A 20,793-nucleotide genomic window follows, 5' to 3' on the forward strand; every position below is an offset into this window, starting at 1 on the left:
AGTTAAATGTAAATGGCTAAAAAATCTAAAATTATTAAAAATTTAAAACAAAAAGAAATATTTTTAAAATATTCCTGTATAAGAGCAGAATTAAAACAAAAAAAAGATTATCAAAGTTTAGCTAAATTACCTGTCAATTCTTCTATTGTGCGTTGCAAAAATATAGATAAAATTGATGGTAGAGCTAGGGGTTATATGCGAAAATTTGGTTTATCTCGTATTAATTTTCGTTTATTAGCGAATAAAGGTGAAATTCCCGGTATTATAAAAATGAGTTGGTAAATATAAAAGGAAGTACAATTATAAAATTATGGTAATGACAGATACTATTGCTGATTTATTAACAAGAATTAGAAATGCTAATGCAATGAAATATGATGAAGTTTGCGTACCTTGTTCGAATTTAAAAATTAGAATGTTAGAAGTACTTAAAAAAGAAGGATTTATTATTAATTTTAATATAGATAAAAAACTTAATAAGATTATTATTTATTTAAAATATAATAAAGAAACTAAAGAAAGTGTAATTAAAGGATTAAAAAGAGTTTCTAAGTATGTTTCAGTTCAAGAAATTCCTAAAGTAAGAAATGGTTTTGGAATAGCTTTAATTTCTACTTCTCGAGGTATTTTAACTGATTATGAAGCTTCATCATTAAATGTGGGAGGACATTTATTAGCTTATATTTGGTAGTAATTTTAATGAAGGAGAAATATTTATGTCACGGGTAGGAAGGAAAATTATTTCGATTCCGGAAGGTGTTGTTGTAGAAATTAAGCCAGATAATCAAGTTTTAGTTTCATCTTCGCAAGGTAAATTAGAATTTCAATTTAATTCTTGTTTAAGTATTATTAAGAAAAATAATATTATTACTATTACAAGACCTAATAATAATAATTTTATGAAAAAAATTCATGGTACTACTAGAGCTTTATTGAATAATATGGTTCAAGGGGTTAAAAATTTATTTTCTAAAGAACTTAAAATTACAGGTTTAGGTTATTCGTGTACAGTAGAAGAAGATAAATTAGTTTTTAAATTAGGTTATTCTCATGATATTATTATGAATATTTTACCTAATTTGATAGTACAAGTGAATAAACAAAATAATTTAATAATTATTAAAGGCGTTGATAAACAATTAGTAGGCGAATTTGCCGCAAAAATAATATCTCTTGCAAAACCAGAGCCTTATAAAGGGACAGGAATATATTATGTTGGCGGTTACATCCATCGTAAAGCTGGTAAAAGTGCTAAAAAATAAAAAAGGAATTTATTCGGTTTATGATTAAAAAAGAATCTTCTCAACTTTTAAGACGAAAACGTCATTTGCGTTTAAGAAAAAAAATTGTAGGTAGTTCACAAAAACCCCGTTTAAATGTCTCTTATTCTAATAGATATTTTTATGTTCAAATTATTGATGATAATTTAGGTATTACTTTATGTAGCGTTCATAGTAAACATATTAATTATAATATTATTAATACTAAAGTAGCTTCAGAAATTGGCAAAATAATTGCTCAAAAAGCTTTGGCAAAAGGTATTAAAAATGTTGTTTTTGATCGGGGCGGATATCTTTATCATGGTCGCATTAAAGTTTTAGCCGATTCTGCTCGAGCAGAAGGTTTAAATTTTTAATAATATGTTCAGTTATTTAAAAAAATGGAGACATTTATGAAAAGAGAATTATCTAATAAAAAAAAATTTTCTTCATTAGAAGAGAAAATAGTAAAAATTAGTAAAATTGTTAAAGTTGTTAAAGGTGGTCGTCGCTTTCGTTTTTCTGCTTTAGTTGTAGTAGGTGATCAAAAAGGTAATGTTGGATTTGCTTCTTGTAAAGCGCAGGAAGTGTTAGAAGCCATCAAAAAAGCTGTTGAAAAAGCTAAAAAAAATTTGTTTTGCGTTGCTTTAAATGGTACTACTATTCCTCACGAAATTATAGGTCGTTTCGGAGCTACTAAATTTTTTTTAAAACCAGCTTCTAAAGGGACAGGTATTATAGCAGGAGGAACGGCGGCAAGATCAATTTTTAAATTAGCAGGTATTACAGATATTATTACAAAAACTTTTGGTTCACGTACACATATTAATGTTTTAAGAGCTACAGTTAACGGATTAAAACAGTTAAAAAATATACAAGATGTGGAAAAACTTAGGGGTATCACATTACAAAATCGTATTAGAGGAATTGCTAAATGAATAATATTCAAATTAAGTTATGCAGAAGTTTAATCGGAAGAAATCCTAAACAAATAAAAACAGCTCATGCATTAGGATTGAAAAAGATTAATCAAATAGTTATCAAGGAAGAAAATGCTGTATTAAACGGGATGTTAAATATTATTAAGCATTTAATTTCAATTAACAAAAATTTTTAATTTTGAAAAAGATTATTTCGGGTTAAATAAGAGAGGAGAGTTTTTATATGTTGAATTCATTAAAACCTGTTCATAAAGCTCGTAAAAGTATTAAGCGCTTAGGTAGAGGTCCAGGTAGTGGATTAGGTAAAACTTGTGGTCGTGGTCATAAAGGGCAATTAGCTCGTTCTGGCGGAAAAACACGTGTAGGTTTTGAAGGCGGTCAAACTCCTTTTTTCCAACGTATCCCAAAACAAGGTTTTTATAATGTTAATAAAAAAAAATATTCTTTAGTTAATCTTGAAGATTTAGAAATATTTGAAAATGATACTTTAATAACTCCTAAATTATTAATGGAACATAACAAAATTAAAAAAAATAATGATTTGATTAAAATTTTAGCTAAAGGCAATTTAACTAAAAGATTAATAGTACAAGCTGTGAAATTTTCTAAAAAAGCAGAAGAGGCTATTATAAAATCTGGAGGAAAAATTCAATTTATATAAAAATTAAATAAAAAAGGTAAATTTTAATGAGCATGTTAGTAAATTTTATTAAAGATAAAAAACATATTATAAATAAAATTTTTTTAACTTTATTTATTATTTTTATTTATGTAATTGGTTTAAATATATACATCCCTTTTATACCTCTTAATATTTTACAATTTGCACAATTAAAAAAATTATTATTAAGAGATCTTTCTATATTTAATAGTTCTATGCCTATATATTTTCTTTCTTTAGGAGTGATGCCTTATATTACTGCTTCTATTATTATACAAATTGCTAATAAAATTTTCCCCTTTTTAAAAGAATGGCATGAACAAGGTTCTATCGGAAAATATAAAATTAATTTTATTACTAGATTGCTTACTTTAATAATAGCTTTTGGCCAAGGTTTGGCTTCTATTATTCGTTCTCAACTTTTTGATGTGGCTCAACAAAAAATTTTAGTTTTGCAAGTAGTATTTTTTTTAGTAGTTGGTTCTTTTATTTGTATTTGGTTATCAGATTTAATTACGAATAAAGGTATAGGCAATGGAGTTTCTATTTTTATAGTTATAAGTATAAGTGAAAATTTATCTAAAAGTTTTAAATCTTTATTGTCAAATGATGCATTTTTCAGTACAAGTCAAAAAATTTTAGTTTTATTATCTTTTTTAATTTTATTAATTTTAACTATTATTTTATGTTCTTCTTATTTGAAGATTCCTATTAGTTATGCTACATACAAACGAAATGATACAATTCAAAATCATATCCCTTTAAAAATTAATACTTCTGGGATTTTACCTATTATTTTAGCTAATACTTTTCTTAATATTTTTCCAACTATAGGCGCTTTTTTATCTAATGATAATTATTTTAAAAAATTTATTATTCAGTTGCAAGAATCACAATATTATTATTTAGGTTTAGGTTTTTTTATTTATCTTTTATTGATTTTGTTATTCTCGTTTTTTTCTGTTTTTATAATGTTAGATCCTTATGACATTGCTAATCATTTATCTAAACAAGATGCTTATTTGGATGGGGTTAAACCGGGACAAGAGACTGTTTATAAAATTACAAAAAAATTATTTAAAATTACCCTTATGGGGGCTTTTTCTTTGACAATATTAGCAGCTTTACCTGATATAATTAATTTTATTTTCTTTAGTAAATTAAATCGTTTTGCTACTTTTAATTTAGGAGGAACTAGTCTTATAATTGTAGTGGGGGTAGCTATTGAAATTGTACAAAAAATTACAGCTAGTACTAATGTGAATAAATTATACAATAAATTATTTTAATTTTATTAATTATTATTTTTAGTACTTTTAAAAAATAAAAATTTATTTATGAAAATATATAAAATGGAATCAATTATTTTATGTTCACTGTTAAAAACAAAGATGAAATCGCTATAATGAAAATGGCAGGCAAAATTTTATCCAGAATTAAGACAAAATTAATTTTTTTTTTAAAAGAAGGTATATCCACAGGGAAGTTAGATTTTTTGGCTAATAAATTTATGCAAGAGTATGGAGTGATTTCTGCTTTTAAAAATTATAATGGTTTTCCAAGACATATTTGTACTTCTGTGAATGATGCAATAGTTCATGGAGTACCTTCTGATCAACAAATTTTAAAAAATGGTGATATTATAACTCTAGATTTAGGAATTAAATATAAAGGTTATTTTGTAGATGCTGCTTTTACATATTCTATAGGCAATATTCCTGATAAGACTATTAAATTGTTGAAAGATACTCAAGAAGCTTTATATAAAGGTATTGAGCAAGTTTGTCCAGGTAATCGAATATCAGATATTTCGAAGGCTATTTTTAAAATTGGTAGTTCGAATGGTTATGGTATTATCGAAAGTTTTTCTGGTCATGGCATTGGTAAATTTTTACATGAAAAACCTTATATTTTTAATTTTAATTTTGTGGAAAAAGATTATGTATTAGTGCCAGGAATGACTTTTTGTATTGAACCAATGTTTACTTTGGGTAGTAAAGAAGTTCAAATACTTTATGACGGTTGGACAGCAGTTACCAAAGATAATAGTTTGAGCGCTCATTTTGAACATACTATTGCAGTTACTTCTCAAGGTTATGAAATTTTAACATTATAAATTTGTAATAAAGGGGGTTTTTTTGGAATATTATATGGAAAAAATAAGTATAGATGCTTCAGTTATCGGAACATTGCCGGGTGCTAAATTTAAATTGGAATTACCTAATAAAAAAAATATAATAGCTTGTATTTCAGGTAAAATACGTAAAAATAATATTCATATTTCTTTAGGTGATAAAGTAAAAGTAGAATTTAGTTCAGATTCCAAAGATATAGGTCGTATTGTTTATCGTTATAAGTTATAAATTGTAAAGGAATCTTAAAATTATGAAAGTTCGTGCATCTGTAAAAAAACGTAGTGCCGATGATATTATTGTTCGACGTAATAAAAAAGTATTTGTTATTAACAAAAAAAAACGTCGTCATAATCAGAGGCAGGGTTGATACAGGAAGGAGTATATTTTAAATGTTAAGAATTGCAGGAGCAGATATTCCTGGTACTAAAAGTATTTTAATTGGTTTAACTTATATTTATGGTATAGGGATTAAAACATCTCGTAAAATTTTGCAATCCATTAATATTGATGGTAATATTCGAGTAAAAGATTTGCAAGAATCTCAATTAACCGCTATTAGAACAGAAATTAATAAATTAAATGAAAAAGGTTTACTCAGAAGAGAACTTGCTTTAATGAATATTAAGAATTTAATATCTATTAATTCTTATAGAGGTAGAAGGCATAATTTGGGGTTGCCAGTAAGAGGGCAAAATACCCGTAACAACGCTAAAACATCTAGAAAAAATCGGCAAGTAAATCTGTCAGATTCAGTTAAAAAAAATAATAATCTCAAAAAAAGAGGATAATTTAATTTATGTCTTCAAAAAAACAAACAAAAAAAGATAAAAAAGTTAAAAAAAATATTCCTGTAGGAATTATTCATATTAAAACAAGTTTTAATAATACTATTATTAATTTTACAGATGAACAAGGTAATACTATTGTACAAAAAAGTGCTGGTAATTTAGGTTTTCGTGGTAGTCGTAAAAGCAATTTATTTGCTGCTCAACAAGTGGCTAAAAGTGTTGCTGAAATAGCTACTAAAACTTATGGCGCTAAAAGTGTAGAAGTACGTTTTAATGGTATTGGTCTTGGCCGTGATACTGTTTTAGCTTTTAAAGAAGCAGGGTTATTTGTTTCATGTTTTAAAGAAGCTACCCCTGTTCCTCATAACGGTTGTAGACCTCGTAAACGTCCTCGTGGATAAAAAGGATATTGACATGACAAAATTACAATTTTTAAAACCTATAATGCAAATTCAAGAAAAAGAAAATTCTAATTCTAATTGTAGTATTTTTATGATTCAATGCTTATCTTCTACTTATGGTAATACTTTAGGAACACCTTTAAGAAGAATTTTACTTTCTTCTTTGCCAGGGATTGCTATTGTTAATGTTAAAATTGAAGGTGTTAAACATGAATTTAGTTTTATAGAAGGTATTACTGAAGATGTAATGACTATTTTATTGAATTTAAAAGGAGTAATTTTAAGTTCTGATTATGATTCTATAGAAGATTTTGAGCAAAAATTGGAAATAGATGTAAAAGGTCCTAAGGAAGTTACAGCATCAGATTTTAAACCTGTTACTGGAATTAAAATTATTAATCCTTCTCATGTAATAGCAACTTTAAGTTCAAATGCAAAATTAAAAATGGAAGTAACTGTTCGTAGAGGTATCGGTTACAAAGGATCTGAAGAAAATAAAATTTATAATCGTGGTGAATTTGGCGTTATCGCTATAGATTCTATATATACTCCTATTGTTCGTAGTACTTTTCATGTAGAATCTAAATTAGGTAATAAAGAAGAATTAATTTTAGAAATTGAAACTAATGGCGCTATTACCCCTAAAAAAGCTTTAGCTTTAGCAGCTAAAATTTTATTAGATCATTTAGCTGTTTTGGTCGAATTATCAGAAGAAACTCAAAAAATTAATTTTATTCAAGAACCTGAAAAATCTCATCATAATCATGCATTAGATTTTAAAATTGAGCAATTAGAATTATCAGTCAGATTACTGAATAGTTTAAAAAAATCTAAAATTTTTACTGTTCGAGAATTAGTTAGTCATCAAGAAGAAGAAATTACTAAATTAAGTAGTTTAGGAAAAAAATCTTTTGAAGAACTTAAAGAAAAAATGAAGAATTTAGATTTGCATTTTGGTATGTTAAATAAATTAGAATAATTTGAATAAAATTATAAAAATACACAAAGAAAGAGGTTAAGTATTTTATTATGAGTTTTAGCAAATTAAGACGTAATAAATCTCAAAAAAAATCTTTATTAAAAAATTTAGTATCCAGTTTAGTAATATCTGAACAAATAACTACCACTTTACCAAAAGCTCAAGAATTACGTCGTATGATGGATAAAGTTATTAATTTGACTAAAACATCAAATTTAGCTAATCATAGAAGAGCTTTAAATTTATTTTTTAATCAAAAATTTAGTAATAATCAAACAATTTTACGTAAGTTAGTTAAGGAAATTTCACCTAAATATAATGATAGATTAAGCGGTTATACGCGTATTATTAAAACTGAGTTTCGTCGTGGTGATTCTGCTCCTATGGCTATTATTCGTTTTGTTTGAAGTAAATATTTTTGTATTTTTGATTAATATTTATAAGTTGTTTTATTCTATTTAATTTTTAATTTTAATGAAAATTTATAAATATAATATAAAACCAAAAATATTAGAGTTTTTAAGGTAGATTATGATTGTTGTTGAAAATTTATATTTTAGTTATAAAGATGTTGAAATTTTACAAAATTTAAATTTTTGTATTAATTCTGGAAAATGGATTTCAATTATAGGTGGTAATGGTTCGGGTAAATCTACTTTAGCTAGAATTTTGGTTGGTTTATTGCCGATTTCAAAAGGTAAAGTTATTATTGATAATATTGTTTTAACGGAAGAAAATTTATTTTTATTACGTGCTCGTATGGGTATTATTTTTCAAAATCCAGATTATCAATTTATCGGTTGTGATGTAAAACATGATATTGCTTTTGGATTAGAAAATCAAAATTTATCTCGTGAAGTGATGGAAAACAAGATTTTTAATATTGCCGAAAAGTTAAATATTTTGCATTTATTGGATTGTAATCCTCAAGAATTATCTGGAGGTCAAAAACAACGAGTAGCTATTGCATCTGTTTTGGTTATGGAACCGAAAATTATAATTTTTGATGAACCTACATCCTTTTTAGATCCTCAAGGGACCCAAGAAATTTATAATCTTATTGAAGATCTTCATCAAAATAATAATATAACTTTAATTACTATTACACATGATTGGGAATTTGCCTTTCGAAGTGATGAAATTATTTTTTTGCAAAAAGGTAATCTTTTAAAAAAAGATATTCCTATTAATTTTATGAAAGATGAAATATTTTTAAAAAATAATTTTATCAATTTGCCTTTATTTTTAAAACTTTATTATAGATTACAACAAGATTTTAATCGCTTATCAAAACCACCTATTATTTTGTCTAAATTGAAGGATTTTTTATGGCAATACAATTTAAAGATGTAAGTTTTTATTATGATAAATATAGCGTTTGTGCTTTAAATAAAATTAATTTATCTATTAATCCGAATCAAGAATTTATTGCTATTGTTGGTCCTACAGGTTCAGGAAAATCTACATTAGTACAAATAATGAATGGTTTATTATTGTCTGAAGTAGGTATAGTAAAAATTTTTAATAAAATTATTAATTATAAAACTTCTTCAGCATTTTTGAATAATATAAAGCGGAAAATAGGTTTAATTTTTCAATTTCCTGAATATCAATTGTTTGAATCTACTGTTTTAAAAGACGTTTTGTTTGCTTTTACAAATGATATTAATAAAAATTCTAACGAATTAAAAACAAAAGCTATAAAAATTTTAAATAAAGTTGGAATTAGTAGTAATTTTATAAATACTTCTCCTTTTAAGTTATCCGGAGGTCAACAAAGAAAAGTTGCTATTGCAGGAATTTTGATTATGGAACCTCAAATTATTATTGCAGATGAACCGACAAGAGGATTAGATGCTCAAGGTTATACAGATATAATGAAAATTTTTACAGATCTTTATCAAGTAGACAAAAAAACAATTATTTGTATTACTCATGATATGAATTTGGTAGCCCAATATGCTACTCGTGTTATTTTTATGGAAAAAGGTCATATTATTTTTGATAATTCTAAAGAATTTTTTTTTAAAACTTTTAAATTGCATAAATTTAATTTATATGAACCTAAAACTTTTAGTCTTTTAAAATTAATGCAAAAATCTTTTGATATTCCTTTTCATCCGGTTTATTCTGAAAAGGAATTTTTAGCTTATTTACGTAAATTTTATACAGGCGGAATTGAAAGATATGATAAAAACAAATGATAAAAATAATATAGTATCATATCGTAATAGTTTTTTTTTATATTCGATTCATCCTGCTGTTAAAATATTTATTTTTTTTTGTTGGTTAAAAATTATTTTAGGTTTAAATTTTGCATTAAATTTTATATATAAAGATTTGGTAAATATTTTTTTTTATATAATTATATTAATAGTTAATTTTTTCTTAATATTATGGTTATTGCAAAAAACTAATTATTCGTGGGTAAAATTGCTTAAGAAATTTTCACATTTAAATTGGTTAATTATATTGAGTTTAATTTTGAATTTATCTACCGTTTCTAAATCAAGCGATGATATTAAAATTTTCATGTGGAATAACTTTTATATTTGGTGTTTAATTACTTTATTATTTTTTATTTTTAAATATTATTTTGTAAATGGTTTTTATAGTTATTTTTTTCTGATAATAATTTTTTTATTACCTCGTTTTTTCGTTTCTCGAAGTTGGTTCATTAATGAAACTCAAATATTATTTTTATCTTCCAATTATATATGGAAAACTTTTTTTGTTATTATACGTATTTTAATGATTTTTTTAGTTTTTGCTTTATTTTCCGGGACAACTTCTTTTATGGAAATAAATGATGGATTAGAATTTATTTTAAAACCTCTTAAAAAAATTAATTTTCCTTTAGAAACTTTAACTATGTTATTATCATTAATTTATATGTTTATACCTTTTTTATTATCCGAATCACAAAAAATAATAAAAGCACAAACTTCTCGAGGTATTGATTTAAATACTCAAAATATTTTTAAAAAAATTTATTATTTTATTGCTTTATTGATACCGATTTTTGTTCTTTCTTTTCAAAAATCTTCGATTTTAGCTAATGCTATGGAATCACGAGGTTATGTTTTAGGAGCTCCACGCACAAAATTAACTTATTATTGTATGAGTTATCTTGATTATTTGATATTATTTTTTCATTTATTATTATTGTGTTGGAGTTTTTTTGTTTGATTTTTAATCATTTATAATTAAGATTTTGGTCAGGAATTTTTTAGTTAAAATTTATTTATTTTTTATTTTAATGTGGAAGTTAAAGGTAAAAATTATGTTTATTTCTTTTGAAGGCGGAGATGGCGTTGGCAAAACCACTCATGTTTTTTCTTTATTTCAAACTATTAAAAAGCGATATCCGGTAATTATGACTAGAGAACCTGGTGGTTGTAATTTAGTTAAATCTATAAAACAAATTTTAATTAATACTCATAATAAAATCGATTTTGTAACAGAATCTTTATTATACGCAGCAGATAGAACAGAACATCTTCAACAAGTTATCAAACCAGCTTTATCAGATAATAATATTGTTATTTGTGATCGATATTTAGATTCTTCTTTTGTTTATCAAGGTTATTTGAGAAAATTAGGTATTAAATTTATTCGGCAAATTAATTATTTAGCTTATAAATTATTGCCTGATATTACTTTTTATTTAGATTTGGAACCGGAAATAATTTTAAAAAGATTATATGCTCGAAGTAAATCTAAATTAGAAGGATTTGACGCGCAAAAACTATTTTGGCACCAACAAATTAGAGATGGTTATTTAAAACTTTGCCATTTATATCCGAAAAGAATTTTTAAAATTAATACTAATAATCTTTCTTTTGAAGAAGTTCATATAATTATTTTGAATAAATTACGTGAATTATTTAGATTAAATATATAAATATTATGTCTAATAATTATTTACTAGAATATTTTAGAATGTTAATGCGTGATCAAAAATTATCTCATTTATATTTGATAGAAACTAATTTGAATGCTCAAACGAAAAAATCATTAATTGTAGATTTAGTATATGAATTTTTACAAAAAGATAATATTAAATCTGATGTTTTAAAAAAAATGATTATAGAAAATAGTTATCCTAATTTTTATTATTTACGTGATGATAAAAATTTTTCTGTAGGTAAAGAACAAATTTTAGAAATGTATAATTATTTTACACAAACTTCTTTAATTCAAAAAAAAAAAATTTACGTTATAGAATCTATAGAAAAGGTTAGTTATAATGCGGCTAATAGTTTGCTTTATTTTTTAGAGAATCCTATAAACGAAAATATTTTAGGTATTTTGTTCACTGAAGATCGTAATTTAGTTTTACCTACTATTGTTTCTAGATCACAATTTTTATGTTGGAATCCTTATTCTCAAAATTCTTTTTCTAATGTTTTGGATTTGCAAAAAGATATTTTGGATAAAATATTATTGAATTTATTAAAAGAAATTAATAAACAAGAAATTTACTTATTGAATAAAAATTATTTTTTTAATTTAAAAAAATTTTTTTTAATTTTTTTGGAAAATTTTCAAACAAAATCTTTTTCTAATCAATTATTATATGAAACATTTAATTTAATGATTTATGAGTATTTTTTTAGTGATTTTTTGTTTATATTAAGTAATTTTTTTATAGATTTATTATTTTATCAAAAAAACCAAAAACCGAGGTATAATTTTCCGAAATATTTGTTTCAAATAGGTAATTTAATTTCTTTATCAGAAATAGAAATTATAAATTGGTTAAGAATTTTTAATGATTTGGAATCTATAAGTTTAAAAATGGAAAATAAATTTTGTTGGTTAGCTTTAATTTTAGAAATTAAAAAAAAATAATAATTATGATGGATATGAATTATGTTATACATTCAAAAAACTTTTCAAGAAAAAAAAGCTACTTTATATTTGGTTGCTACTCCTATAGGTAATATGTCAGATTTAACTTTTAGAGCTTTAAATATTTTAAAAAAAGTAGATTGTATTTTGGCTGAAGATACTCGTCAGGCTTATAAAATTTTGAAATTTTATAAATTCGAGAATAATTTATTGTCATTACATCAATTTAACGAAAAAAAAAGAATTTCTCAAGTTTTATCTTTATTGAGGCAAAATAAAGATTTAGCTCTTATTAGTAACGCAGGAACTCCTTTGATTAGTGATCCAGGTTTGTTATTAGTTCGCGAAGTACAAGCATCAGGTTTTTATGTGTGTCCTTTACCGGGAGCTTCTGCTGTTACAACTTCTTTTAGTATTTCTACTTTCACTTTACCTTTTTTATTTTTAGGTTTTTTTCCGAAAAAAAGAATACAAAAAGAAAATATTTTATTAAAATATCGTTTTTTTGAAGGAGCTTTAATTTTCTTTGAATCTCCTTTACGTTTATTAGAGACTTTATTATTGATTCAAAAACTTTATGTTTACAGAAATATTAATTTATCTAAAGAATTAACGAAAAAATTTGAAACTATTATTTGCGGAGATATTAATGAGATTTTGCAAGAAAAAGAAAAATTATCCTTAAAAGGTGAATATGTCATCATTATTGATAAAAACAAATTTTTGTCACCATTTCAAGATTTAACTTTGGAAGAACATTTTTTACTTTTATTGAAACAAGGTTATTCTCGGAAAGAAGCCTTGAGTTTTTTATCTAGAGAACGTAAGATATCTAAAAAACAAATTTATAATCAATTTCAGATAAAATAGCTTAAATTAGAATTTAAGGAGTAATTAAAATTAGTTTATATGGTTCCAAAAGATAAATTTTTTATTACTACTTCAATTGTATATACTTCATCTTTGCCTCATATAGGTAATGTTTATGAAATTATTTTAGCAGACGCTATATCACGTTTTAAAAAAATGGAAGGATATTCTGTTTTTTTTCAAACAGGAACAGATGAACATGGTCAAAAAATAGAAAATAAAGCTTTAATAAATAAAATGTCTAATCAAGAATATGTTGATTATATTTCTAATGAAATTAAAAAAATTTATGATTCTGTGAATATTCAATATGATTATTTTATTCGTACTACTGATGAAAAACATAAGAAATATGTTCAAAAATTTATAGATCAATTATTTGAACAAAAAGATATTTATTTAGGAGTTTATCAAGGCTGGTACTCTGTTGCTGAAGAAAGTTATGTTTCCGATAAAGATTTAATTGATAATAAATTACCTAGTGGCGAAACTCCAATTTGGATGAAAGAAGAAGTTTATTTTTTTAAATTATCTAAATATCAACCAATTTTATTGCAATATTTAAAAGATCATCCTGATTTAATTAAACCAGTTACGCGTAGAAAGGAAATTTTAAATTTATTAAAAGAACCTTTAGCAGATTTATCAATTTCAAGAACTTCTTTTAGATGGGGAATTCCTTTGCCTTTTGATAACACACACATCACTTATGTTTGGTTTGATGCTTTAAGTAATTATATTACAGGTTTATTAAAATTTCCGAAATCAAATGATGATCAACTCTGGTATGAAGATTTAAATTTCGTTAAATATTGGCCGCCTGATTTGCAAATTATAGGTAAAGATATTGTGAGATTTCATTTAATTTATTATTTGAGTTTTTTATTTGCTTTAAAATTGCCTTTGCCTAAACAATTTTTAATTCATCCTTGGATTTTATTTAATAATCGCAAAATGTCTAAATCGACTCAAAATGTAGTTTATGTAGATGATTTAAATAAAATTTTTCCTATTGATGCTATTCGTTATTTTGTTTTACATGAAATTCCATATGTTTCTGATGGTTGTTTAACTTATGATTTAATGTTCGAACGTTATAATACGGATTTGATAAATACTATTGGTAATTTATTAAGTCGTTCTATAGGCATGTTAAAAAAATATTGTGATAATAAAGTTATTAAAGTTAATAATTTTGAAAATGAATTAGGATTAAAATTATCAAATTTTGCTCTTTCGGTTTTACCAATAATTCGTGTATGTATGAAAGATTTTAAAATATCTGAAGCTATTGGACATATTATGAATTTAGCACGTTATGGTAATAAATATATCGATTTAATAAAACCATGGGAATTATTTAAAAGTAATTCTTCTCAAGATATTAATAAATTAAATTATTGTTTATATAATACAATAGAAATTTTACGTTTTATTGGTGTTTTATTACAGCCTTTTTTGCCAACTACAGCTAAATGTATTTTAGATCAAATTCAATCAGAAGAAAATAATTTTGAAAGTTTAAAATTTTTCGGTATTACCAAAAATAAAATTTTAGTAGGTAAGAAAGATAAACTATTTCAGCGTTTCGAAAAATAAAATTAAAAATATTTTTTTAATTAATCATTTTGATTTAGACATAAAAAAATTTTATTATTTCGATAAATAAATATAAAAAAGTATAATTTTCTTTTTATAAGATTAAATTGTAAATAAAATTATTTAAAAAGGATTTTAAATGAGAATAATACCTTATGAATTATATCCATACGCCCCTGATATTTCTTTATGTGCTTTAAGAAAAGAATTTGGTATGTATGATTATTGTTTAAACAAAAATATTAAAAACAAAGCTATGCAACCTTTTTTAGATTTAGGTCGTAATTATTTTAATTTGTCTATTAATAAATGGGTTTTAGAAATGCATCAAAGAATTCATTATGTTAATAGTTTTCATGATTTTTATTCTAAAAATCATAATTATAAAATCGTTAATACAAATTTTTTAGTAATTTTAGAATGTTGTTTGCAATGGGAATTAAAAAGGTTTATGCCTCATAATAAAAATATATCATGGTATATAATTATTAAATCTTTTTTATCCATTGATAATCAAAATAATTTATACGATTTATTATCTTTAGATATGTATCAATATTTAAAAAAATGGTATTGTGATAATTTTATGTTTTCCAATAAGCAAGGAAATTTAAAACCTAAAAATCTTGATATGAAAAAAGTAATTTTATTTTTTAAACAAAATTTATTTTAATATTTTATTTGATAATAAAATTATAAATAGATTGATAATATGATTAAAGCGATAAAGAGACTTAAATATCAAGTAAATTAACAAATCATCAGGCGATACTCTCGATGGAGTTAAAGGAGGAATTAATATTGAACTAAATCTAAAGATAAAACCGAATTCAAGATTCAATATACTATAAAAAAGATGACAGTTAATTATATTTATATGTAAAATTATAAAAAAATAACACGAAAGTCCAATTGGCACTTACTTAATCTTGAAATAAAAAGTTCCGGAACAATTCTTAGAATAAGAACAAGATTATTACTTTGGTTACGTGCGCTTTCACAATTATTATTTCAAATTAACCGATTTCTATTTTTACTTTAATCTTGAAAACTTTATCGTTTTAACAAAATAAACATCATGTTTTATTTCAACATAATAATTAAAAACTTAATAAGCTTATAAATGTGATATAATTATGAACAAAATATATATTTACTGATAATTAATTTATTAATTTTAATATTAATTTTAGCTAAAGTATTTTATAAACCTTTGTATTCATTATATTTATTTAAAAGACAAACTATTTTATTAATAAATATTTATTTTGTTCTTTTATATTTACTTGTAAACTCTAAAATAAAAAAAATTTAAGTTTTATTTGTTTAATTGATTATTTGTTAATTTTTTACAATTTGAAAATAGAAAATAAACATCTTTATTATCAAAGAAATTCTTTTGAGATTTTAGTTATTTATTTAAAACATATATTTTTATCTTTAGTATTTTCATATTATTACTTTTTTTAAATAAAACTTCGTTAAAATTAAAAAATTTTTATATATTAGTTTAACTCATCCTTTTTTATATTTGATATTATGTGTTATTTGGCAAAAATTTCCTTATTAGATTATAGATTTAAATAATAAGTTTAAGTAATTTATTATTTTATGGCTTAATTTTCTCATTAATATTTATTGCTTCTTTAATATTAATTCAAATCAAAAAAAATTATAAGAACATAATTTAATCTAAACAAACTCGCTCAATTTGGCGAGTTTTTTATTTAACAACTTTTTTCAAAACCTATAAGCAAAGGAAATTAATCGTTTAATCGAGAAATTCGAACAAAAAATAACCAATAGGTACTAACAAAGTCTACATTTTTTAGACTTCTAAGATAATATTAAAATTTAGAAAACATTTCAGGACAATATATCTAAAAAAATTTTTAAATTCGTCATGAAATTAATCAACTTAAAGAACAAATTAAAGAAGAACAAGAATCTCATGAGAAGAATAAATCTGATTTAAACTTAAAAAAACGAATTAACTTAATAAACAACAGAATATGAAGAAATTAAAAAAATATAGAATTTCCTAATATTTAGATTAATTCGATTTTGAACCGGAAAAATAAACAAATAATTAACTTCTTGTTTGAAAAATTGGTTTTAATGAAAATTAAAAAGGCAAATGTGTTAAAATATTTGTATATTCCGATGATTCGAAAGGAATTAATTATGTTTAATATTAAAAAATTATTAAATGGTTTTTTAGTATTTTAGGAATAATTCTTTTTTTAGTTATTGGTTGGATTTTTTTAACCGAAACAGACATAATTAAGTTACCAAAAGAAGAAATTTCTGGCATACAAGAAACTAATTTTGAAAATGTTGAAAAATGGTTTAATAATAATAAAAATATACTTTGATTAAAGTCAAATATACTTTTCATGCCATTAATGGTATTGTTTATTATTGAAAACAACTTGCCAAAAGAGACAAAATTGGCTATTTTCGATTTATGAACATTTAAAATTTATCGAAACTCCAAAAAAAATTCTAAATTCATTTTGTAAATCAAAGGCTTTCATTCTTTCGAATGTCAGAATAAAAGAGGTTTATTTAATTTATGATCGTACCTACTTTAAACGAATTCGATTCTTCTTCTTGCCATAAAAAAGATAACAGTTAATTATATTTATATATAAAAATTGCAAAATAAAAATACGAAAGCTTAGGCGGAAATTATTTAATTATTAAATACAAAAGTCCGAAACACTTCTTAGATAGAAATATAAAGAATAATATCTTTGATAAGCGCGTATTTCCCGATTCTAACTTTGAATTCATTAATTTTAACCTCTACTTAAAACCTGTCCATAATACTTTATCGTTTTATCAAGATAAACACAATTATAATAAAATTCAAGAATCTGAAAATAATAAAAAAACCAACTCTGATAACTGATGATAAAATTTAATAACTCACGATATGTTATATTGAAAAGAATAAAAACAAAAGGAGATTTAATTAAAATGTTTAAATTACAAAATAGATTTAAAATAATTAGTATTTGTTTGTTTATTTTCTGGGGATTGTTTTCAATTCTTAATCTTAATAATAAACAAGTAATAGCTGCTCCTAATGAAGAGTTTTTCGGTAATATGAGAATCGTGAATGTAACTGTATCAAATATTGATATTCTTAAAAATCATAAAACATTTAAACAATACTTTGATTTCGCAATAAGCGAACCTTGTTATAATGGAACTGTAGCAACTTCTGCTATTATGTGGACAATCAAAAATCCGCATCATAATTTATTAGGTGTTTATTTTGATGATGGTACCAGAGATGATGAAGATGATAAATATACCTTAGAAGATTTGAAAAAAATGGGAAATGGTGCTTCAAATATGTATATTTTTTGGCAATATGAACAAAAATAATTTTTCTGAATTCAAAAAGAGTTTTAATAATTTTTAAATTACAAAAAAATCGATTTAAAATAATAAGTTTTTATTTATTTATTTTCTTAGGACTATTATTTATGTAATAAGAATAAAAAAATTAGCTACTCCTGGAATAGAAAAATAATGTTTGCTATTTTAAATATAATAGAAACACAACCCATAATCAAATCTCAATGATAAATCAACAAGCACAATAAATTACGTAATTAAACCAAATCATCAACAATAAATAAAAGGATTTATAAGTCAAAATGATGAAAATAAAAAATAAATTACATCTTTTGCCATTTTTTTTAATGAGTTATTTAGCATTCTTTTTCTTAATCAATATTAATCCAGTTATAGCAATGGATAATAACAATAAAGATAAACAAATTAAAAATTATGAAGTTAGTGATAAAGAAATAAATGATTTTTTTGAATTATCAACCAAAAGATTAAAAAAAAATATTTCAGATATAAAAGCAAAAAAACCTCTTTTGCAAAATGCTTCTATAAAAGAAATAGAAGAATGGGTATTTAAAATAATAAGTTTTTATTTATTTATTTTCTTAGGACTATCCTTATTTAGCGATTCGCTATTGGAAACAGAAAATAATATTAATAGAAAATTTTATAAACAATTAATTTATATTAGTAAATGTGTTTTTTTAAAAATAATAAAAAATTATCATAATTATGTAATTTAAAAATTAAATTTTACATTATTATGAAAATAAAATTTCAAAAAATTATATAATAAAAATGTATTAAAAATTTAATAAAATTTATATAATTATTGATTTTATCTTAATATATTGAATTTAAATAAAATAATATGAACATTTTTTTGATTTGAGGAACTAAATTAATAATATTTTTTCTATTAATATTTAGACATATATATTTAATAAAAGAATTTTAATTTGATCGAATTATATTTTTATTTAATAATTTATTTAATAAAATTATTATTTCTTGTAAATGGATTGTTAGTAAATTTTTAAAAATATTCATTAATTTATAAAAAATTTATAAATATTTTATAAATATTTGTCAATTTCATCAGAAAGTTTTTTATCATATGAATTTCAAGTTCACAAAAATACAAATAAAAAAAAACAATATGATTTTTTTATTTATAATTTGCTTAGCTTTAATATTTATAAATAATCGAAAATCTTATATAGTTTACGCTGGTTCAAATTATTCAGTAGTTAAAAGAACAGAATCTTCTGAAATATTATTTGATTGTTTGGAAACCAAAATAGAAATTTTAAAAGACAAAATAGATCAATGTTCAAAGAAAAAAAATGAATTATTAAAAGAAATTGATACAGTAAACAAAGAATTATTATTATTGAATTTAAGAATTAAAAATAAATCCAATTTTAATGTTTCTAAAAGTTTTTTAAAATATCAAATTTCTTGTTTAAAAGCGAAAAAAAATAATCTTAAAACAAATTTATATGAATTATCTTTAGAACAAATAGAATTGGAACTTAAATTAAGAAAAAAATTAGATTTTTTAAAGAAAAAATAATGTTGCTCTTTTTTAAAATTAATTTTATCATAAAAAAATTAAAAATTTTCGATTTTTTTGTTAAATTTTTCATTTTTTAATAAAAAAGAATTTTTTTTAAGATTATATATTTATTCATCTTGTTTTATTTATGAATTATTTATATTGTTAATCTTTTAAAGTTATACTAATAATTTTTTTTTAATAACTATTTCATTTTAAAAATTTGAAATAGTAAATCTTTTAATTAAGTTCATTAATTTTTTACTATATTTATTTAAATAAAAAAAGACCCGTGAAAGGGTCTTTTATATTCAAGAAGAGAAACTTATTTTTATATTGATAATATTTTAGTTATTGTCATAATTTAAAGTGTTTAAAAGCATTTGATAAGTTTTTAGTTGTTCTTTTTGATTATTAACTAATTTTTCATGATTTTTTTTTAATTTTAAGAGATTTTCTTTTTGATCATCAGTGAGATTAACTGATCCTTGTAATGTTTTATTTATGTTTGTTATTTCTTTTGCGTTATCATAAATTTTTTGTTTTAAATTAATGATGTTTTCTTCAATGGTGAGATTAATTTGAGAAGGTTGATTTTTACTAGTTCCCGGAAGGTTTGGATTCATTGCCATAACTGGATTAATATTAATTAAGAAGAATAATCCTAAATAACTAATTAAAAAAAATGGTAAAAGATGTAATTTATTTTTTATTTTCATCATTTTAACTTATAACTCCTTTTATTTATCCCTCAGCTGAGGCGATTTCATAAAGAGAATTTAGTTCCGAAAGAATTGAATTTGGATATTCTTTTTTATCTTTGTCTAATAAACTTTTTTGTGGTTTTAAAACTGCTGTTTTAAGTAAAAGAGAAATTAATTGAGATCGATATTCATCATAATTTTTTTTATATTTAATAATGGAATTATGTTTTTTTATATCTTTTTTTTGATTCACGAATTTCATAACCTTTCTGATAATAATAAATATTATTATCAAATTTAGAAATTTGAATATACCCTTATTATATAACTTTCAGAAAGAAATGTTTAAAGAAAATAATGATGAAAATTAATTTAATCATGATTTGTTAGATAATCGGTTGATAAAATTTAGCATATTTTGAAACGTTTTTAAGCACGAGCATAACTGGAATTTTTTGTTTTAGTTATTCTTTTTTTGATATTTATTTCATCATTTTTATTTTTAATTCATCAATATCTTGTATATCTTTTTTGAGTTAATTCTTTGATAATGGTTTTATATTTATTGATAATTAATTTTTCACCTATTTCTATTTTAATAATTAATAATCTAGATTTTTTAGACTAATAAAATTTTCTATCTTTTCTAAAAACTTTTTTAGATTAAATTTTGATCTT

The 20,793-nt window shown here is 22.6% G+C and carries 28 protein-coding genes; 26 read left to right on the top strand and 2 right to left on the bottom strand.

Features of this window, described 5'->3' with window-relative positions; translation table 11 throughout:
- Positions 1-12: 12 nt before the first annotated feature.
- From rpsN to H7686_RS01015, 26 genes are all read left to right on the top strand, one after another.
- Positions 13-282 carry a 30S ribosomal protein S14 gene (gene rpsN, locus H7686_RS00890; RefSeq protein ID WP_193621888.1) on the top strand — a complete coding sequence of 90 codons (270 nt, stop codon included), beginning with the start codon at positions 13-15 and terminating at the stop codon, positions 280-282.
- Positions 283-310: 28 nt separating this feature from the next.
- Positions 311-691 carry a 30S ribosomal protein S8 gene (rpsH, locus tag H7686_RS00895; RefSeq protein ID WP_078122907.1) on the top strand — a complete coding sequence of 127 codons (381 nt, stop codon included), beginning with the start codon at positions 311-313 and terminating at the stop codon, positions 689-691.
- 25 nt (positions 692-716) lie between these two features.
- Complete coding sequence (gene rplF / locus H7686_RS00900; protein WP_193621889.1) at positions 717-1,262, top strand: 50S ribosomal protein L6; 546 nt, start codon at positions 717-719, stop codon at positions 1,260-1,262.
- A gap of 20 nt (positions 1,263-1,282) precedes the next feature.
- Positions 1,283-1,636, top strand: coding sequence for a 50S ribosomal protein L18 (rplR, locus tag H7686_RS00905; protein WP_078122909.1), 354 nt, complete (start codon positions 1,283-1,285; stop codon positions 1,634-1,636).
- Positions 1,637-1,672: 36 nt separating this feature from the next.
- Positions 1,673-2,197: a 30S ribosomal protein S5 gene (gene rpsE / locus H7686_RS00910; protein WP_193621890.1), complete on the top strand. Its 525-nt coding sequence runs from the start codon at positions 1,673-1,675 to the stop codon at positions 2,195-2,197.
- Positions 2,194-2,376, top strand: coding sequence for a 50S ribosomal protein L30 (gene rpmD, locus H7686_RS00915; protein WP_193621891.1), 183 nt, complete (start codon positions 2,194-2,196; stop codon positions 2,374-2,376). Before rpsE ends, rpmD begins: the two co-directional genes overlap by 4 nt.
- 47 nt (positions 2,377-2,423) lie before the next feature.
- The gene (rplO, locus tag H7686_RS00920) at positions 2,424-2,861 is read left to right on the top strand and encodes a 50S ribosomal protein L15 (protein WP_193621892.1); all 438 of its coding nucleotides are present in this window, start codon (positions 2,424-2,426) and stop codon (positions 2,859-2,861) included.
- A 32-nt stretch (positions 2,862-2,893) separates the two neighbouring features.
- Complete coding sequence (secY, locus tag H7686_RS00925) at positions 2,894-4,150, top strand: preprotein translocase subunit SecY (protein WP_249175854.1); 1,257 nt, start codon at positions 2,894-2,896, stop codon at positions 4,148-4,150.
- Between the two features lie 80 nt (positions 4,151-4,230).
- Positions 4,231-4,977 carry a type I methionyl aminopeptidase gene (gene map, locus H7686_RS00930; protein WP_193621894.1) on the top strand — a complete coding sequence of 249 codons (747 nt, stop codon included), beginning with the start codon at positions 4,231-4,233 and terminating at the stop codon, positions 4,975-4,977.
- Between the two features lie 22 nt (positions 4,978-4,999).
- Positions 5,000-5,224 carry a translation initiation factor IF-1 gene (gene infA / locus H7686_RS00935; protein WP_439099936.1) on the top strand — a complete coding sequence of 75 codons (225 nt, stop codon included), beginning with the start codon at positions 5,000-5,002 and terminating at the stop codon, positions 5,222-5,224.
- A 22-nt stretch (positions 5,225-5,246) separates the two neighbouring features.
- Positions 5,247-5,363, top strand: coding sequence for a 50S ribosomal protein L36 (gene rpmJ / locus H7686_RS00940; protein ID WP_078122916.1), 117 nt, complete (start codon positions 5,247-5,249; stop codon positions 5,361-5,363).
- A 22-nt stretch (positions 5,364-5,385) separates the two neighbouring features.
- Entirely contained in the window at positions 5,386-5,784 is a 399-nt protein-coding gene (gene rpsM, locus H7686_RS00945) for a 30S ribosomal protein S13 (protein ID WP_193621895.1), read from the top strand.
- An 8-nt stretch (positions 5,785-5,792) separates the two neighbouring features.
- A complete protein-coding gene (rpsK, locus tag H7686_RS00950; protein ID WP_078122918.1) occupies positions 5,793-6,185 on the top strand; it encodes a 30S ribosomal protein S11 in 393 nt (130 codons plus the stop codon).
- A gap of 13 nt (positions 6,186-6,198) precedes the next feature.
- On the top strand, positions 6,199-7,164 hold the full coding sequence (locus tag H7686_RS00955; protein ID WP_193621896.1) for a DNA-directed RNA polymerase subunit alpha: 966 nt from the start codon (positions 6,199-6,201) through the stop codon (positions 7,162-7,164).
- 50 nt (positions 7,165-7,214) lie between these two features.
- Positions 7,215-7,571, top strand: a complete 357-nt coding sequence (gene rplQ, locus H7686_RS00960; RefSeq protein ID WP_193621897.1) for a 50S ribosomal protein L17 — start codon at positions 7,215-7,217, stop codon at positions 7,569-7,571.
- A 124-nt stretch (positions 7,572-7,695) separates the two neighbouring features.
- Entirely contained in the window at positions 7,696-8,517 is an 822-nt protein-coding gene (locus H7686_RS00965; protein ID WP_193621898.1) for an ATP-binding cassette domain-containing protein, read from the top strand.
- A complete protein-coding gene (locus H7686_RS00970) occupies positions 8,493-9,368 on the top strand; it encodes an ATP-binding cassette domain-containing protein (RefSeq protein ID WP_193621899.1) in 876 nt (291 codons plus the stop codon). Before H7686_RS00965 ends, H7686_RS00970 begins: the two co-directional genes overlap by 25 nt.
- Positions 9,352-10,353, top strand: coding sequence for an energy-coupling factor transporter transmembrane component T family protein (locus H7686_RS00975; protein WP_193621900.1), 1,002 nt, complete (start codon positions 9,352-9,354; stop codon positions 10,351-10,353). The genes H7686_RS00970 and H7686_RS00975 overlap by 17 nt, the downstream gene beginning before the upstream one ends.
- A 94-nt stretch (positions 10,354-10,447) precedes the next feature.
- Positions 10,448-11,068 carry a dTMP kinase gene (gene tmk, locus H7686_RS00980; protein WP_193621901.1) on the top strand — a complete coding sequence of 207 codons (621 nt, stop codon included), beginning with the start codon at positions 10,448-10,450 and terminating at the stop codon, positions 11,066-11,068.
- Between the two features lie 5 nt (positions 11,069-11,073).
- Positions 11,074-12,018: a hypothetical protein gene (locus H7686_RS00985; RefSeq protein ID WP_444517551.1), complete on the top strand. Its 945-nt coding sequence runs from the start codon at positions 11,074-11,076 to the stop codon at positions 12,016-12,018.
- 21 nt (positions 12,019-12,039) lie between these two features.
- Positions 12,040-12,888 carry a 16S rRNA (cytidine(1402)-2'-O)-methyltransferase gene (gene rsmI, locus H7686_RS00990; RefSeq protein ID WP_193621903.1) on the top strand — a complete coding sequence of 283 codons (849 nt, stop codon included), beginning with the start codon at positions 12,040-12,042 and terminating at the stop codon, positions 12,886-12,888.
- 39 nt (positions 12,889-12,927) lie between these two features.
- Positions 12,928-14,487: a class I tRNA ligase family protein gene (locus tag H7686_RS00995; protein ID WP_193621904.1), complete on the top strand. Its 1,560-nt coding sequence runs from the start codon at positions 12,928-12,930 to the stop codon at positions 14,485-14,487.
- Positions 14,488-14,626: 139 nt separating this feature from the next.
- Complete coding sequence (locus H7686_RS01000) at positions 14,627-15,160, top strand: hypothetical protein (RefSeq protein WP_193621905.1); 534 nt, start codon at positions 14,627-14,629, stop codon at positions 15,158-15,160.
- A 2,309-nt stretch (positions 15,161-17,469) separates the two neighbouring features.
- On the top strand, positions 17,470-17,883 hold the full coding sequence (locus H7686_RS01005; RefSeq protein ID WP_193621906.1) for an SVM family protein: 414 nt from the start codon (positions 17,470-17,472) through the stop codon (positions 17,881-17,883).
- 275 nt (positions 17,884-18,158) lie between these two features.
- Complete coding sequence (locus tag H7686_RS01010) at positions 18,159-18,596, top strand: hypothetical protein (RefSeq protein ID WP_444517552.1); 438 nt, start codon at positions 18,159-18,161, stop codon at positions 18,594-18,596.
- A 374-nt stretch (positions 18,597-18,970) separates the two neighbouring features.
- Complete coding sequence (locus H7686_RS01015) at positions 18,971-19,429, top strand: effector protein (protein ID WP_444517553.1); 459 nt, start codon at positions 18,971-18,973, stop codon at positions 19,427-19,429.
- Positions 19,430-19,758: 329 nt separating this feature from the next.
- On the opposite strand, the gene H7686_RS01020 is transcribed toward H7686_RS01015, so the two are convergent.
- Both H7686_RS01020 and H7686_RS01025 read right to left on the bottom strand, forming a co-directional pair.
- Positions 19,759-20,133: an SVM family protein gene (locus H7686_RS01020; protein ID WP_304513368.1), complete on the bottom strand. Its 375-nt coding sequence runs from the start codon at positions 20,131-20,133 to the stop codon at positions 19,759-19,761.
- 22 nt (positions 20,134-20,155) lie between these two features.
- On the bottom strand, positions 20,156-20,368 hold the full coding sequence (locus H7686_RS01025) for a hypothetical protein (RefSeq protein WP_444517554.1): 213 nt from the start codon (positions 20,366-20,368) through the stop codon (positions 20,156-20,158).
- Positions 20,369-20,793 lie beyond the last annotated feature (425 nt).

The sequence above is a fragment of the Candidatus Phytoplasma asiaticum genome (genome assembly GCF_015100165.3).
In the GTDB taxonomy this organism is placed as follows: Bacteria; Bacillota_I; Bacilli_A; order Acholeplasmatales; family Acholeplasmataceae; genus Phytoplasma; species Phytoplasma citri.

What these genes read in the sequence shown, in the direction of transcription:
- rpsN (WP_193621888.1), top strand. Translation starts at nt 13, where the DNA reads ATGGCTAAAAAATCTAAAATTATTAAAAATTTAAAACAAAAAGAAATA.
- rpsH (WP_078122907.1), top strand. Translation starts at nt 311, where the DNA reads ATGGTAATGACAGATACTATTGCTGATTTATTAACAAGAATTAGAAAT.
- rplF (WP_193621889.1), top strand. Translation starts at nt 717, where the DNA reads ATGTCACGGGTAGGAAGGAAAATTATTTCGATTCCGGAAGGTGTTGTT.
- rplR (WP_078122909.1), top strand. Translation starts at nt 1,283, where the DNA reads ATGATTAAAAAAGAATCTTCTCAACTTTTAAGACGAAAACGTCATTTG.
- rpsE (WP_193621890.1), top strand. Translation starts at nt 1,673, where the DNA reads ATGAAAAGAGAATTATCTAATAAAAAAAAATTTTCTTCATTAGAAGAG.
- rpmD (WP_193621891.1), top strand. Translation starts at nt 2,194, where the DNA reads ATGAATAATATTCAAATTAAGTTATGCAGAAGTTTAATCGGAAGAAAT.
- rplO (WP_193621892.1), top strand. Translation starts at nt 2,424, where the DNA reads ATGTTGAATTCATTAAAACCTGTTCATAAAGCTCGTAAAAGTATTAAG.
- secY (WP_249175854.1), top strand. Translation starts at nt 2,894, where the DNA reads ATGTTAGTAAATTTTATTAAAGATAAAAAACATATTATAAATAAAATT.
- map (WP_193621894.1), top strand. Translation starts at nt 4,231, where the DNA reads ATGTTCACTGTTAAAAACAAAGATGAAATCGCTATAATGAAAATGGCA.
- rpmJ (WP_078122916.1), top strand. Translation starts at nt 5,247, where the DNA reads ATGAAAGTTCGTGCATCTGTAAAAAAACGTAGTGCCGATGATATTATT.
- rpsM (WP_193621895.1), top strand. Translation starts at nt 5,386, where the DNA reads ATGTTAAGAATTGCAGGAGCAGATATTCCTGGTACTAAAAGTATTTTA.
- rpsK (WP_078122918.1), top strand. Translation starts at nt 5,793, where the DNA reads ATGTCTTCAAAAAAACAAACAAAAAAAGATAAAAAAGTTAAAAAAAAT.
- H7686_RS00955 (WP_193621896.1), top strand. Translation starts at nt 6,199, where the DNA reads ATGACAAAATTACAATTTTTAAAACCTATAATGCAAATTCAAGAAAAA.
- rplQ (WP_193621897.1), top strand. Translation starts at nt 7,215, where the DNA reads ATGAGTTTTAGCAAATTAAGACGTAATAAATCTCAAAAAAAATCTTTA.
- H7686_RS00965 (WP_193621898.1), top strand. Translation starts at nt 7,696, where the DNA reads ATGATTGTTGTTGAAAATTTATATTTTAGTTATAAAGATGTTGAAATT.
- H7686_RS00970 (WP_193621899.1), top strand. Translation starts at nt 8,493, where the DNA reads ATGGCAATACAATTTAAAGATGTAAGTTTTTATTATGATAAATATAGC.
- H7686_RS00975 (WP_193621900.1), top strand. Translation starts at nt 9,352, where the DNA reads ATGATAAAAACAAATGATAAAAATAATATAGTATCATATCGTAATAGT.
- tmk (WP_193621901.1), top strand. Translation starts at nt 10,448, where the DNA reads ATGTTTATTTCTTTTGAAGGCGGAGATGGCGTTGGCAAAACCACTCAT.
- H7686_RS00985 (WP_444517551.1), top strand. Translation starts at nt 11,074, where the DNA reads ATGTCTAATAATTATTTACTAGAATATTTTAGAATGTTAATGCGTGAT.
- rsmI (WP_193621903.1), top strand. Translation starts at nt 12,040, where the DNA reads ATGTTATACATTCAAAAAACTTTTCAAGAAAAAAAAGCTACTTTATAT.
- H7686_RS00995 (WP_193621904.1), top strand. Translation starts at nt 12,928, where the DNA reads ATGGTTCCAAAAGATAAATTTTTTATTACTACTTCAATTGTATATACT.
- H7686_RS01000 (WP_193621905.1), top strand. Translation starts at nt 14,627, where the DNA reads ATGAGAATAATACCTTATGAATTATATCCATACGCCCCTGATATTTCT.
- H7686_RS01005 (WP_193621906.1), top strand. Translation starts at nt 17,470, where the DNA reads ATGTTTAAATTACAAAATAGATTTAAAATAATTAGTATTTGTTTGTTT.
- H7686_RS01010 (WP_444517552.1), top strand. Translation starts at nt 18,159, where the DNA reads ATGATGAAAATAAAAAATAAATTACATCTTTTGCCATTTTTTTTAATG.
- H7686_RS01015 (WP_444517553.1), top strand. Translation starts at nt 18,971, where the DNA reads ATGAATTTCAAGTTCACAAAAATACAAATAAAAAAAAACAATATGATT.
- H7686_RS01020 (WP_304513368.1), bottom strand. Translation starts at nt 20,133, where the DNA reads ATGATGAAAATAAAAAATAAATTACATCTTTTACCATTTTTTTTAATT.